Annotated in this window: 13 protein-coding genes; 12 read left to right on the top strand and 1 reads right to left on the bottom strand. The window is 71.8% G+C overall.

Annotation, left to right across the window (positions count from 1 at the left end; translation table 11 throughout):
• Positions 1-645 precede the first annotated feature (645 nt).
• Complete coding sequence (locus LO771_RS23375) at positions 646-1,392, bottom strand: site-specific DNA-methyltransferase (RefSeq protein WP_230746076.1); 747 nt, start codon at positions 1,390-1,392, stop codon at positions 646-648.
• A 552-nt stretch (positions 1,393-1,944) separates the two neighbouring features.
• Here LO771_RS23375 and LO771_RS23370 point away from each other — a divergent pair.
• The 12 genes from LO771_RS23370 to LO771_RS23315 all read left to right on the top strand — a co-directional run bounded on the left by LO771_RS23370 (position 1,945) and on the right by LO771_RS23315 (position 14,356).
• Complete coding sequence (locus LO771_RS23370) at positions 1,945-3,090, top strand: C40 family peptidase (protein ID WP_230746066.1); 1,146 nt, start codon at positions 1,945-1,947, stop codon at positions 3,088-3,090.
• 83 nt (positions 3,091-3,173) lie between these two features.
• Positions 3,174-3,482 carry a DUF6112 family protein gene (locus tag LO771_RS23365; RefSeq protein WP_230746064.1) on the top strand — a complete coding sequence of 103 codons (309 nt, stop codon included), beginning with the start codon at positions 3,174-3,176 and terminating at the stop codon, positions 3,480-3,482.
• Positions 3,482-4,168: a hypothetical protein gene (locus LO771_RS23360; RefSeq protein WP_230746062.1), complete on the top strand. Its 687-nt coding sequence runs from the start codon at positions 3,482-3,484 to the stop codon at positions 4,166-4,168. Before LO771_RS23365 ends, LO771_RS23360 begins: the two co-directional genes overlap by 1 nt.
• A gap of 32 nt (positions 4,169-4,200) precedes the next feature.
• Positions 4,201-5,637, top strand: a complete 1,437-nt coding sequence (locus tag LO771_RS23355; protein WP_230746060.1) for an ATP-binding protein — start codon at positions 4,201-4,203, stop codon at positions 5,635-5,637.
• A gap of 143 nt (positions 5,638-5,780) precedes the next feature.
• Positions 5,781-7,253, top strand: a complete 1,473-nt coding sequence (locus LO771_RS23350; RefSeq protein ID WP_230746059.1) for an SCO6880 family protein — start codon at positions 5,781-5,783, stop codon at positions 7,251-7,253.
• 34 nt (positions 7,254-7,287) lie between these two features.
• Positions 7,288-7,737 (top strand): DUF6238 family protein, encoded by a 450-nt coding sequence (locus tag LO771_RS23345; RefSeq protein WP_230746057.1) that lies wholly within the window; start codon positions 7,288-7,290, stop codon positions 7,735-7,737.
• A 20-nt stretch (positions 7,738-7,757) separates the two neighbouring features.
• Entirely contained in the window at positions 7,758-9,341 is a 1,584-nt protein-coding gene (locus tag LO771_RS23340; protein ID WP_230746055.1) for an ATP-binding protein, read from the top strand.
• A 105-nt stretch (positions 9,342-9,446) separates the two neighbouring features.
• A complete protein-coding gene (locus tag LO771_RS23335; protein WP_230746052.1) occupies positions 9,447-10,223 on the top strand; it encodes a hypothetical protein in 777 nt (258 codons plus the stop codon).
• 26 nt (positions 10,224-10,249) lie between these two features.
• Positions 10,250-10,747 (top strand): hypothetical protein, encoded by a 498-nt coding sequence (locus LO771_RS23330; RefSeq protein WP_230746050.1) that lies wholly within the window; start codon positions 10,250-10,252, stop codon positions 10,745-10,747.
• A 434-nt stretch (positions 10,748-11,181) separates the two neighbouring features.
• Positions 11,182-12,969, top strand: a complete 1,788-nt coding sequence (locus tag LO771_RS23325; protein WP_230746048.1) for a type IV secretory system conjugative DNA transfer family protein — start codon at positions 11,182-11,184, stop codon at positions 12,967-12,969.
• Positions 12,966-13,196, top strand: a complete 231-nt coding sequence (locus LO771_RS23320; protein WP_230746046.1) for a hypothetical protein — start codon at positions 12,966-12,968, stop codon at positions 13,194-13,196. The genes LO771_RS23325 and LO771_RS23320 overlap by 4 nt, the downstream gene beginning before the upstream one ends.
• On the top strand, positions 13,193-14,356 hold the full coding sequence (locus LO771_RS23315) for a DnaB-like helicase N-terminal domain-containing protein (protein WP_230746044.1): 1,164 nt from the start codon (positions 13,193-13,195) through the stop codon (positions 14,354-14,356). The genes LO771_RS23320 and LO771_RS23315 overlap by 4 nt, the downstream gene beginning before the upstream one ends.
• Positions 14,357-14,386 lie beyond the last annotated feature (30 nt).

Raw genomic sequence — 14,386 nt, 5'->3', positions numbered from 1 at the left:
ACGCGCCCACCGCCCCCGCTACCCCACGGCCTTCCAGCACTACCTCGACTCCCACGGGCTGCGCTGGGAATGCTGGTGGCGGCAGGGCAAGTAACCGACCATCGAAGATCCCCGACAGAGTCGCTCAGTGCCTCCAAATGGCGCGGGAACAAGGACCTCGACAATCCTTATTCTCGCTGGCCAGAGGCACTTTCCACTTATCTGACCAACCGTCGGACAGCCTGCTGCGGTGACGCCGCGAGGGCCAGCGAGGATTCGATCACGTGAAGGTGATGAGGCAAACGACCCTGTCCGCACCCCGGGTCCCGTTCTTTACCGTGCGGGCGACCTCATCGCTACGAGCATAGACCGCTACGGAGACCAGCAGGGAAGCGCCCGGGTCGGGGGTGGCGCGCCGCCTCACCTGAGAAGTGCTTCCTTCCCCGCACCCAACAGGACCCTCGACGAGCCCGAATCTTGCAGGCCAGGAGTACTTCTCGCGGCTGTGCTCAGGCTCCGGATGGCCCTGCTGGTGAAAGCCCGAGGCTAATCCGCCGGGCGGTTCAGGCTGCCTGACGACGGCGCCAGGGCGGCTGGAGCGTTGACATGCTCCAGCCACCCTGGCGCGTCTGGGGCCCGGTCGCCCCAGCATGTTCAGTGCCATGCTCACGCCTCCGGTCCTGCCAGAACGACGTCGTCCTGGGTGAGTTCGGCTCGGAGCCGTCGCTCGGCTACCTCGGCGTAGTGCGGGGAGAGTTCGACTCCGATGAACTGCCGGCCTTCGCGTAGGGCGGCGACGCCGGTGGAGCCGGATCCGGTGAAAGGGTCGAGGACGGTGCCGCCTTCGGGGCAGATCCGGACGAGCTGTTGCATGATCTCGACGGGCTTCTGGGTAATGTGGACGCGGTTCTTGCGGGGCTGGGAAGCGATGAAATGGCCGGGCAGGTAGAGGGCCCGGCTCTTGTCGAGGGTGCCTTTGACGCCCCAGGTGATGAACTCGGCGGACTGCTTGAAGCCGCCCTTGCGGGGCCGGCTGGCGGGCTTGATCCAGGGGATGGTGCCGGACCAGGTCCACCCCGCCATCTGCAGGGCGTCGCTGGTGGTGGGTTCCTGGCGCCAGTCGCCAAAGACCATGGCGACCGCGTGCTCGGTCGACGCCCGGTACGCCTCGGTGAGCAGGGCGGTCAGCCAAGAGCGGTAGGAGCGCTGGTCGCGGTTCTCTCCGGGGAAGGTCTGGAGGTCGTGCGCGGAGCCTGAGTTGACGTACTTGGTGCGGGCGTCGCGGCTGGTGCGCTCCGAGCTGGTCCGCCCGCCGGAGTTGTATGGGGGGTCGGTAATGACCGCATTCACGCTCTCGTCGGGCAGGGATTTGAGGACGGTGAGGGCGTCGCCTCGGTGGAGCGTGTAGCTCATGGGGGCCTCTCTCAGGGCAGGGTGAACCCGCTCCGGGACGTACACGGAGGCAGCCGTCGGGAGGGGGATGTCCGGGACGGTAGCCGCGATTCCCGGCCGCACCAACGGGCGGCATCAGGCCTTGTGGAAGGTCGTTTGGTACGGCCGGAATACCGCTCTACTGTCTCGCCATGCCAACCGGGCAAGAGGCCAACTCCACCCTGGCTGAACTGTGTTGATCCGTACTGCCCTGTCCAACGGCACAGCAGGCGGACCCACCTCCGTGCCTTTCCCTGCCTTTTTGGAGAGCTGTGTGTTCGGGCTGAGATTACGAGCGCGACCGGCTGCCGCGCATAATCCATGACCGGCGTCCGGGAGCTATCAACTCCCCTCTGGCCCGGGTCCGTCCGAGCGGCGGATGCACATCGGCGCGGTGCCGACGACTTTGCACGAGAGTCGGCACCACGCCTCCTACGAACCTCAAGGAGCCGCTGCGATGCAGCACGCCCTGATACACCCACACCCCGACCCGCCTAGTGGCCGGGCGCGGCGTCTCAGTGGACGGCGGCGGCGGTGAAGAAGGCAGCCGGAGCAGTGGCGGGTCTGTTCGCGGCCGGTCCGCTGCTCCTGGCCGTGCCGGTCCTCGCCGTCGCAGCCGGGAGCGCTTCGGCCTCCTGCTTCACCAACGGCACAACGGCGGTGGACGGCTCGGCTGTGGCAGCGCAGGTGAAGGCGATTCTGGACGGTAGCGGCACGGGGACAGTATCGGTGGGGGGTCTCAACGATCCGGCCGATCAGGTACATAATGCCAAGACCGTCCAGGCCACCGGGGGGGCTTTGCACATCCCGGCCCGAGGGCAGGTCGTGGCGCTGACGACCGCGCTGCAGGAGAGCGGCCTGCGGAATCTCACCTACGGCGACCGCGACAGCCTGGGCCTGTTCCAGCAGCGCCCATCGCAGGGCTGGGGCACCGCAGCCGAGATCCTCGACCCCGTACACGCTTCGACCATGTTCTACGCCATGCTGCAGAAGGTGCCGGGCTGGCAGTCCCTCTCCGTCGCCCAGGCCGCCCAGGCGGTGCAGAGGTCCGGCTTCCCCCAGGCGTACGCCAAGTGGGAGCCGCTGGCCACCGCCCTGCAGCAGGCCATCGAGCCACTGATACCCAAGGACAGCGGAGCCTCACCGATGCCTTCCCCATCCGGGCCGGGCACCACGGGGAGCGCTCCGCCGAGTCCTACGGGCGGCTGCGAGAGCGGCGGAGACGGGACCAGCTTCGGGACTATACCGCCCGGCACGCTGCCGACCGGATATGAGATCCCGTCGGACGCTCCGCCCAGGGTGCGGACGGCGATCCGATGGGCACTGGGCCAGCTCGGCACCCCGTATCAATGGGGCGGGAGTTGCACGGACGCGCACGGGCAGGACCCGATGGGCCACTGCGACTGCTCCTCACTGATGCAGCAGTCCTACAAGGCCACCGGGGTCGCCCTGTCCCGGACAACGTACACGCAGGTCAAGGAGGGAACGCCGGTGCCGGTAGATGCTCTCCGGCCTGGCGACCTGGTCTTCACCGAGGGGACGGCCGCAGTCCCTGAGCATGTCGGCATGGTGATAGGCCGGGGCCTGATCGTGCACGCCCCGCACACCGGCGACGTGGTCCGCATCTCGACCCTGGCGTCCTGGAAGCCTCGAATCCTCGCGGCACGCCGCGTCACCTGACAGCCCTCCCTTCTTTCTCTCCTCATGCCACCGCTTGGGCCGCTCAGGCCCCGGCATGCACTCAACCGAACTGGAGTTCCCTTATGTTTCTCGCTGACAAGGCCGTACAGCTGGCCTACGACCCGGGGATCAAGCCGAACGAGGGCGGCCTGCCCGGCCTTGCGGTCCTCAAGGAGGTGATGGGTTCCATCAACCTGTTCGGGATCATTGCCGTGGTGGGCGCGCTAGCGGTCAGCGCCGGTGTGTGGGCCTGGGGCCATCACTCGGGCGGCCACCAGGCCGAGGCCAACGGCAAGAAGGGCGTGCTGGTCTCCGCCGGCGCCGCCCTGCTGCTGGGTGCGGCAAACGGTGTGGTTGCGTTCTTCAGCACATTGGGGACGCAGGTCCACTGATGCCTGTCCGCTCTCCGAACCCTCGCGACACGTCGCGTGTGCGCCGCCGGGTACTGCTCGGCACTGCCGCTCTTGCAGTGCTCGTCGCCCTCGCCGGACTGGCCGCCTACCTAACCCGGGACATCAGGAACCCGGGCTCTCCGGCTGCGCGGCCACCTTGGGCCTCGCCGCCGCCTCCCGCTGCGCCGATGCCTGGCTCGCCGCTCCCTCGCGGGCCCCACGACACCCTTCCCGCTCCTCCGGGCACGCGAGACCCGATCACATTCGGGAAGGCGGCGGCCGTGGCGCTGTGGTCTTACGACACCCGCTCCTTCTCACAGCCGGAGCTGCTGGCCGCCCTTCGGGGGTGGCTGACGCGCGAATCCAAGTACGCCGACCGTGACTCGGTGGAGGCCCAGGTGCCGTCGCCGGTGTTGTGGGGGCGGATGGCCGACAGCGGCCAGTTCGCCACCGCCACCGGAGCCGAGGCGCACTTCCCCGACTCGTTCACCCGGGCCGTTCAGGCGGACCCCGAGGCGATCACCGAGGCGTACATCTACGCCGTCACGGTCACCGGCCGGCAGTCCATCGGCTGGCGGACCTCGCCGCACGGCGGTGGCGAGGAGCGCACGGTCACGCTCGCGGTCCAGTGCCGCCCCTCGAAGGACTGCGCCCTGGCCGGTGTCATGCCGACCGTCGCCCCCTGAGTCCGCTCCACGACAGAGAGGAGGTTTCCCTGATGGGTGTCTGCGACATCCCCCTGATGGACAAGGTCTGCGGAGCCGTCGACTTCGCCGCCAACCCCGGCGGGGCCGTGACCGACGGCATCGGCGCATGGATCGCCAAGAGCATGGGCGAGCTGGCTGCCGGCGCCGCCGACCTCGCGGCCAGGGCCGTGGACTCCACCACCGCGGTCGACCTGAACGCCGGCTGGTTCCGGGACAACTACGCACTGATCCTGCCGATCGGCCTGGTCCTGACCGTCGGCACGTTCTGCCTGCAGCTGATGACGGCCGCCTGGCGCCGGGACGAACGCGCCCTGGCCCGGGCCGCGGTCGGCACCATGACCGGTGTCCTGTTCTCCTTCTGCGCCGTCTCCTTCACCACCGTCGCCCTCACCGTGGTGGACGCGCTGTCCGCCGGGCTCTTCCAAGCCGCCGGCACGTCGGTCGACGACGCGGTCCGGCGGCTGGTGAAGGTCTCCGAGCTCGGCGCGATGTTCCAGCTCGGCTGGGCCGTCCCCGCCCTGGTGGCCCTCGGCTGCGCGATCGGCGCGTTCGTGTACTGGGGGGTGATGGTCGCCCGCAAGGTCGGCATCCTGGTTCTGGTCACCCTCGCGGTGTTCGCGGGGGCCGGCGGCGGCTGGGATGCCGCCAAACGCTGGCGTAGGGGCTGGATCGAGGCCACCGCCACCCTGGTCGTCTCCAAGCTCCTGATGACCGTCGTCTTCCTGATCGGCGTCTCCGCCCTGGGCAAGTCCGACCCCAAGGACGGCCTGGGCGCCCTGTCCGACGCCCTGGCCGGGCTCGTCGTGATGGTGCTGGTGCTGCTGTGCCCGTACGCCACGTACAGGTTCGTCCGCTGGGCGTCCGACGGCGGCGGCCACGACGACCTGCACCGCACGGGCATTGCCGGCGTGGCGGTCGCCGCCGGGGCGGCGAAGACCGCGGGCAGCCTCGCCCTGCAGGCCGGCACCGGCGCCCCCGCCCCACAGGGCCCCAGCCAGGTGCCGGGGATGGACGGCGGCGGTGTCGTCACCGGCATCAACCCGGCCGGCGGCACCCTCGGCAAAGAGGGCATCGACGCCGGGCTGCCTGCACCACGACGGACCGGCTTCCGGTACGGCGAAGACCCGAACGCGGAAGGCGACCGCGACCGGGCCGTGATCCGGCGCCCCGGAACCCCACCGCTCATCACCCGCCCCAACGACACCGGAGCCGGACGCTCCGAAGGGGTCACCCCGAATGCCGGCGGCGGCTCGGCCGACCAGCCCGCAGGTGCGTCAGCTCCGTTTGGCAGCTTGATTCGCGAGGTCTCCGCACCACCTGCTGAAGGCGCCCCCTCAGGCCCAAGCAACTCCGCAGCGCGGGCGCACGCAGCAGGCCTGTCGGGAACTGGCTCCCCCGCGCCTACCGCTTGGATCTACCCGCCCCAGCCGCCTACGTCCGGTTCCTGACCGGACCACCACGCAGGGCGGACCGCTGTCAGCAGCCCGCCCCGGGCCCGCCGCTGCCTCCACCACCGAGGGAGTCCTGCCGTGCACTCCGGAAGAGCGCCGAGCGACCTGTTCTCCGCCCGATCCTCCTGTATGGAACCGCCATGACTGACAGCTCCCAGGCCGACACGACCACGGCCACCGTGAAGTTCCCCCATCGCAGCAGGCGCGGCATCCTGCTGGGCCTCACCGCCCCGCAGCTGGTCGTCGCGAGCCTCACCGGCCTGCTCCTGCTCGCGGTGATTCTCACTCGCGGCATCATCGGCGCACTCGAACTCATACCGCTGTGGGCCGCCGTCGCCGCCGTCGTCCTCGTCCGCCACCGGGGTCGGGCCCTGGCCGACTGGGCTCCCATCACCGTCCGCTACGCACTGCGCCGGATGCGGGGCCAGCTGCTCTGGCTCGCCCGGCCCTCCCGGCGCCCGGTGCGCGAGGGGCTTCTCCACCTGCCCGGCACCGCCGCCAGCCTGCGTGTGGTCACCGCCCCCGACCGCCGCTACGGCGCGGTCCACAACCCGCACACCGGCACCCTCACGGCGGTCGTCAAGGTCAGCAGTCGCGCCTATGCCCTGCTCGACCCCGGCACCCAGCATGCCAACGTCAGCGGATGGGGACGGGCCCTGGCCGCGCTCGCCCGCACCGGGCAGGTGGCCCGGATCCAGGTCATCGAACGCACCGTCCCCGACTCCGGCGACGCCCTGCGCCGCTACTGGGAGGAGCACGGCCGACCCGATGCCCACCTTGCGGGGGCGGTCTACGGCGAGCTGATCCAGAGCGCGGGACCGGCCGCAGCTCCGCACGAGGCCTACGTGGCGGTGTCACTGGACGCGAAGGCCGCGCGGCGCCTGATCAACCAGGCCGGCGGCGGCCCCGCCGGAGCCTTCTCCGTCCTGGCCCAGCTGACCGCGACCTTCGATCAGGCCGCCCGCACCGCCGGGCTCAACCCCGCCGGATGGCTGACCGCCCAGGAGATCGCCGCCGTCGTCCGCACCGCCTACGACCCCAAGGCCCTCGCCGCGCTTGACCGCTGGTCCGCCTCGGGACGTCCCGAGGCGGAGCCCGCCGCGGCCGGTCCGGTGGTGGTCGTGGAGAAGGCGGACCACATCGCCACCGACTCCGCTGTCCACGCCACGTACTGGGTGGAGAACTGGCCGCGCACCGAGGCCTCGGCCGGGTTCCTGCACCAGTTGCTGTTCACCGCCGGGGTTCGCCGGACGCTGTCGCTGTCCTACGAGCCGAGGGGCCTGGACGTAGCCCTGCGCGATGTCCAGCGCCGGAAGGCCAGCGTGATCGCCGACGCCGCCGAGCGGGCGCGGCGAGGCCAGGTCGACTCCGAGGCCGACTCCGTCGAGTACCAGGACATCAAGTCCCGGGAGCGCCAGCTCATCGCGGGCCACGCGGACGTCGCCCTGACCGGGCTGCTGACGGTCTCGGCCGACTCTGAGGAGGAGCTCCGCTCCGCGTGCGCGGCGGTGGAGACCGCAGCGGTCAGCGCCCAGATCGACCTGCGCCCGCTGACCTGGCAGCAGGCCGAGGCGTTCACCGCCGCCGCGCTGCCGCTCGCTCTCGCCGTCTGAAGCCGGCCACCATTTCTGCCGAAAGAGCACCGCCATGCCGGCCACCCCCGCCACCGCGCAGGACTTCGTCCCGTATGCGACCGCCGCCCTCGACTTTCACCGCGCACTGAACATCCCCGCGGGGCCCCTCGTCGCCTCCCGCGCCGAGCTGGACTCCCTCCACGCCCACCTCGTCGCGTTGCACGGGCTGCTCGACGCCCACGCCCAGCGCACCTCTCCCCTGCTCCCGGGCGAGGGAGACCACCTCGACGCCGCGCGGACCCGCCTGTGGCAGGCCGCCGACCACCTCCACACCGCCTACCACGCAGCGCCCCGGCCCCGCACGGGAGAGGTCCCCGACCGCGAAGCCCGCCGGGCCCGTGTGCCCGAGGGCGCCCCGGAGCTGACCATCTGCCGCCGCCACCAGCGGACCGCCCGCCTGGTCCGCCACCGCACCACCGCCGTCGGCCTGCACTCCCCCTTCACCGGCCTCGTCCGCCACTGACCCCATCGGAGGCACCGCCCATGCCCAGGACCCGCGCCAGCGCCTCACAGCTGTTCGTCCCCCGCAAGGCATCCCGCGCCCAGCAGCGCACGGCTCGCGCCGGCCTCGCCGAGGCCCGCCGGCAAGCGCGCCTGGCGGCGGATCCGCCGAAGCGGAGCGGCGAGGAGCGCGCCGATCCGGAGCTGCGGGCCAGTTATCCGCCCTCGGGTCGTCCCGGCCCGGCCTCGGCGCGCGGCGGCAGGATGCATCTGCCCGCCCATCGGATGACCACCGCCACCGCGTCCGGCGCCTATCCGTTCCTCGCCGAGGGCGGTCTGGGCGCGGAGGGCATCTTCATCGGCCGAGACGTCCACGCCGAAGCCGCGTTCTGCTACGACCCGTTCTCGCTCTACGCCAGCGGCCGCGTCGAGGGCTTCACCAACCCCAACGCGGTGCTCGCCGGGATCATCGGCATGGGCAAGTCCGCGCTCGCCAAGTCCATCGCCACCCGGGCCATCGCCCACGGCTACCGGGTCTACGTCCCCTGCGATCCCAAGGGCGAGTGGACCGGCGTCACCCGGGCACTCGGCGGCCAGGCCATCGCGCTCGGCCCCGGCCTGCCCGGCCGGCTCAACCCGCTCGACGCGCCTGCCCGGCCCGCAGCGGTGAGCGAGGACGACTGGGCGGGCGAGGTCCGCAAGCGCCGCCTCCTGCTGACGGCCGGTCTCGCCCGCACCGTGCTCAAGCGGGACCTGCTGCCGATGGAGCACACCGCTCTGGACCTCGCCCTGGACCTGGTCGTCGCGGACGCCGAGGCGAGGGGCTCGGTGCCGCTGCTCGGCGGGATCGCGCACACCCTCGGCTCACCCGAGCGCCTGGAGCGGGCGCTCGGCGACCGGGCCGGGCGGATGGGGCCCGCCGCCGAGGACCTGGCCCACGCCCTGCGCCGCCTGGTCCACGGCGATCTCGGCGGCATGTTCGACGCCCCCTCCACCGTGGCCTTCGACCCGAGCGCCCCGATGCTGTCCATCGACCTGTCCGGCCTCGGCGGCTCCAGCGACGACACCGCCCTGGTCCTCGCCATGACCTGCGCCTCGGCGTGGATGGAGTCTGCACTCGCCGACCCGGACGGCGGCAGGCGCTGGGTCATCTACGACGAGGCGTGGCGGGTGATGCGGCACGTCGGCCTGCTGGAGCGCATGCAGTCTCAGTGGAAGCTCTCGCGCGGCCTGGGCATCGCCAACCTCATGGTCATCCACCGCCTGTCCGACCTGCTCTCTGCCGGCGACGCCGGCTCGCGCGGCCGGGTCCTGGCCGAAGGCCTGCTCGCCGACTGCTCCACCCGCATCATCTACCGCCAGGAACCCGACCAGCTCGCCGCCGCGGCCTCCCTGCTGGGCCTGACCGGTGTCGAGACCCGGGCCGTCTCCGCGCTCACCAAGGGCCGGGGCCTGTGGAAGGTCGCAGGCCGCAGCTTCATCACCCAGCACGTCCTGCACCCGGCCGAACGGCGGCTGTTTGACACCGATGCGCGCATGGCCCCATCGGTCCGCGAGCTCGCTCCGGCTGAAGCATCCGCCCTCCATTCCGCCGCCGCGTCCGGAGGTGCGGCGCCAGCTTCCTGATCCTCTCGCCCGCACAGCCTCCGCATCGGAGGCCTCCATGCCCCGCGCCAGCAGACCTCTCCCCGCTCTCACCCGCCCCTACGCCCTGCACCGGATGGACCTGCGATGCCTTCTCTCGAACACGATGCGCTGCCCGACGTCGCCATCGGCCACCATCCCGACCACGGCATCGTCGCCGCCAACCCCAAACAACTCACCGCCAGCACCTGGATGCTCAAAGGGCTCGACTTCCACCCGGTCCCCGGCCACCCGACGCTGTACGCGCTGGCCGACCAGCAGCGCGACGGGCAGGACCGCGCGAGGCGGGCCGTCATGCTGCTGCGCGGGGCCGGCTATCGGGTCGACGCGGACGCCGCGTTCGACCCCGTCCTGGATCCCGAACCGGCTGCTGGCCGCGACCGGACCCGCCGCGGGGAGCCGGACGTGGCGTTCGCCGAGCACCCGCAGCTCGGCATCGTCGCCGCCACTGCTGACCACTCCTTCGCGCTCGGCGGTCGCCAGATCCTGGAGGAGCACGGCTGGCGTCACAACCCGCACCTGGACATCTACACCCTGCCCATCACCACGGGCCGGGACCAGGCCCTCACGAAGGTAGCCGCCGCCACGCGGTCGATGCACCGGTTCGACCTCCAGGTGGCCGTCCAGCCCCGCCTCGCCCAGGGCGTAGCCAAGGACCGCCTGCCCGGCCCCCGGATCGCAACGGCCCGCGAGCACAGTCCGGGCCTCACCACCCGCACGTTCCCCATCGCGACAGCAGCGCTCGCTGCCGGCCCAGCCCGGAGCGGCCTCCCGGGCGGCAAGGCGCCGCATCCCGCGCCGACCGCATCCGCTCAGGCCGCACATCCGGTCGATCCGCGTTTCGCATTCTCCCGCAACCGTTGACCCCACTCCGGTAAGGAGCATTTCCCATGGCCGTGAAGACCACCTGGCAGATCATCCATTCTTGCGGGCACGAGGCTGAGCGCGACCTGTCCGATCGAGCTGCCGACCGTCGCGTCGGCTTCGCCGAGTGGCTCGCCAGGCAGGAGTGCACCGACTGCTGGCGGGATGCCAAGGACGGTGACGGTCGGGACAGGGCCGCCTGGCTGGAGGCCAAGCGCGCCGAAGAGCAGGCCGAGTCCGAAGCCTGGTCCCAGCAGTACCGCATGCCGCCCCTGGAGGGGACCGAGCGTGCCGTCGCCTGGGCTGTGCGCTGCCGTCACCAGATCCTCGCCGCCGCCTACACCGCTCTGGTCCTCGAAGGCGACATCAGCGACGCAGAGTGGGAGACGATCGAGGGGACGGCTCGCACCATCACCCGCGCCGGGTGGTGGATCGACCAGCGCTCCTCCGCCCCCGAGGACCTCATCGAGCTGCTCCAGGCCGCCACCGATGCCGACCGGCCCACTGAGAACCCGCACGTCTGACCACCCGGTGCCCCGCCCTGGCGGGGCACCGGCACCCTCCCCGTCTGCTGGCAGCAGGAGCTGACAGCCGGATTCGACGCCACGCTGTCCTGGCTGTGCACCTGGAACATCGCGGCCCGGATCCGGGCGGCGTCTACCAGCTGTCCGTAGCCGACCCAAATCGCGGATTGTGCGGATCCTCTCCCCCGCAGGCCTGCACCTCCCCCGCATGGACGCCCCAGCCGAGGAGCGCATCGCCGCCACGCGCCGGACCTCTCCGACCGCCGGAGACACCGCCGCCACCACGGCGGTGGCAGCGCCACTCCCGGCCCTGGCCGACCCGCCGGCCGCACCCTCTGAAGCGCTTCCCCGAGATCCGGCAGGAGGACGTCCGTGATCCGCAGCAGAGCCGAGTACGCCCCACCCCGGCCCGTTCCCAACCCCAGGACCCTCTTGTGCCCTCCCCGCGCACCAGCGCGCCGTCGACCACCACCGGCTCCGACGCGCTCCTGTCCCTCCTCTTCGGCGCCCTCGGCGCCGCTCTCGCCTTCGGCTCCCTGGCCTGGCTGACCGGCAACCTCACCAACATCCTCGTCGGCAGCGGACCATGGGCCCCGTTCCGGGCCGCCGACTCCTTGCTGCACCCCGAGGCACTGTGGCCGCAGCTGAGCACCACCGCCCTCCTCGTCGGCTCCCGCCTGGTCCCCGGCCTGCTCACCGTCGCCCTGACCGCCACCGGCCTGGTGACGTGGACGCGGTGGCGCAGCGGTAGGAGGACCGGCCTTGCCCGCAAGGCCGACCTCGCCCCACTGCTGAACAAGGAGGTGACCGCGAAGGCTCGCAGCCTGCGGCCGAGCCTGTCCGGCCTCAGGCCTGACGCCATAGCTCCGGCTGACCGCGGGATCCTCATCGGCACGCTTCCCCCGGGCCGGTCCGAGGTCCACGCCTCCTGGGAGGACGTGATCGTCGCGATCATGGCGCCGCGCTCCGGAAAGACCTCCGGGCTGGCGATCCCCGCGATCCTCGCCGCCCCCGGCCCAGTGCTCCTGACCAGCAACAAGGCCGCGAACGACGCCTACACCGCCACGGTGGACGCCCGCGCGCGGGTCGGGACGACCTGGACTCTGGACCCGCAGCAAATCGCGCACCACCCGCAGCACATGTGGTGGGACATCCTGGCCGACGCACGCGACCTGGCCGGGGCCAAACGCCTGGCCGGTCATTTCGTGACCGCGTCCGTGGACGAGTCCAGCGGCTCCGACTTCTGGTCCACGGCCGCGAGCAACACGCTCGGCGCGCTGTTCCTGGCCGCCGCCAGCCACCGGCGCCCGATCACCGACGTCCTGGCCTGGCTCTCCTCCCCCTCCGACCGCACCCCGGTCGACCTGCTCACCGACGCCGGCCACGATGCGGTCGCCGCCCAGCTCCAGGGCACCGTCAGCGGTGCGACCGAGACGCGGGACGGCATCTACGAGACGGCGCGGCAGTACGCGAGCTGCCTGCTGGACCCGGAGATCGCCGCCTGGGTCACCCCCAGCAGGCGCCTGCCGGAGTTCAAGCCGTACGACTTCGCCACCTCGCGGGACACCCTGTACCTGCTGAGCAAGGACGGCGGCGGTAGTGCGTCGGCGATCATCGCAGCCGCGGCCGACGCGGTGATGCGTGCCGCCGTTGCCGTCGCCGAGCGCTCCGGCGGCCGGCTCGACCCACCCGCCCTGTGTGTGCTGGACGAGGCCGCCAACGTGTGCAAGATAGGCGATCTCCCCGACCTCTACAGCCACCTGGGCAGTCGGGGCGTCATCCCGATGACGATCCTGCAGTCCTACCGGCAGGGCCAGCGCTGCTGGGGCGAGGCGGGCATGGACGCCCTGTGGTCCGCGGCCACCGTCAAGGTCATCGGCAGCGGCATCGACGACGCCGACTTCGCGGACAAGCTGTCCCGGCAGATCGGCGAGCACGACGTACAGACCACCTCCGTCTCGACCTCCGGGAGCGGCAAGTCCACCAGCATCTCCATGCGCACCGAGCGGATCCTGCCCCCGGACGCCATCCGCGCCCTCCCCAAGGGGAAGATCCTGCTGTTCGCCACCGGCATGCGGGTCGCGATGCTCGACCTGCGCCCCTGGTACCAGGAGCCCTCCGCCAAGACCGTCGGCCCCGCCTCCACCCGCGCCACCCGGGCCATCACCGAACGCGCTCTCGCCAAGAGCATCGATCTCGGCGACGTCGGGCTGTCGGCATGAACGCGCCCGCGCCGCGCTCGCGGCGTCTCGTCGGTGCACCAGTCGTCCTGCACGACGGCCAATGGTGGCTGGTCGGCCGCGCCGGCTCCATCCCGAGCACGGACCCGGTGTTCACCGGCGCGCTGGACGGCTTCGCCCAGGCGATGGCCGCCGCCGACCAAGCAGTCACCGACCTCCGCGCCCGTCAGGACAAGCACTCGGCTCCCGAAGCAAGGGGTCAGCGATGAACCCACTGCTGCAGGCCGAGCAGGCGACGCTCGGCTCGGTACTGCTCGACCCGGGCCAGCTCTCCCACCTCGACTGGCTGGCGCCGGATCACTTCTACCGGCCGATCCACCAGGCGCTGTTCGCCGCGCTGCGCAAGCTCCGGACCGGCGGCCATCCCGCGCTGACGGTCCAGGGGTCGGTGCCGCTGTCGTGGGTCACCGATGCGGTCGACGAGGCCAGCCACCATGTCCGGGGGCTCACCGCCGCCTACGCCCACACCCTGATCGCGGCCTGCCCGCGCCCCATGCACGCGCCGGTCTACGGGCGCATGGTGCTGGAAGGCGCAATCCACCGCACCATTACCGAGTACGCGATCCGCCTCCACCAGGCCGCCCGTGCCGATGCGCTCCAGGGCGAGACCAAGGGCACCCTGTACCAGGCAGACGTCCTGACCGGGGTACTCGGCGACCTAGCACGGCGTTGGGGATCCGGCCCTCGCCCCGTCCCGACCACCACCCCGCTGACCCCTGCCCCCTCTCCGCCGGTTCGGGCTGACCAGGTTGCCGAGGACGAGCGGTTCCTGTTGGGGGTCCTGGTGGAGCGGCCGAGGGCGATGAACGAGGTCGCCGGTTGGCTGCAGCCGAGCGACTTCTCCGACCCGGCCTACAGCCAGCTCTACCGCTGCCTGGGGGCGCTGCACCATCGAGGTGAGCCCATCGACCGGATCACCGTGCTCTGGGAAGCGCAGCGGCGCGGGTTGCTGGCCGACGGCACCCTGTCCGGCGACCAGATCGCCGGGATCTGCGACGAGGGCGGCGCCGGCAGTGCCGAATGGCTCGGCGAGCAGGTCCTGCGCTCTTCGGTCACCCGCACCGCAGCCACCTCCGCCCGCGCAGTCCGCGCCTTGGCCGAGGACGAGGCGCTGGCCCCTGGGCGACTGATCAACCACGCCCTGCACGCGCTCGGGCCGCTCGACGAGGTGCGCTCCCGCTGGCAGACCGCACACGGCCGCCCCGCGGCAACGCAGGCCCCTGCGGCTTCGCCGAACAGGCAACCCACCGCACGAATGCACGCCGCCCTCGCCCGCAGCACACCGCGCGCCGTCCCGCTGCCCTCGGCCGGGACCGATCCTGCGCCCGCAGCAGCTCCCGTACGAGCACCCTCGCGCGGCCACAGCTGAACCCCTTCCAGGCCCCTCACTCGTCCCATT

This window comes from Streptacidiphilus sp. ASG 303 (assembly GCF_020991365.1).
GTDB lineage: Bacteria > Actinomycetota > Actinomycetes > Streptomycetales > Streptomycetaceae > Peterkaempfera.
This window is presented reverse-complemented; position numbering and strand designations above follow the sequence as displayed.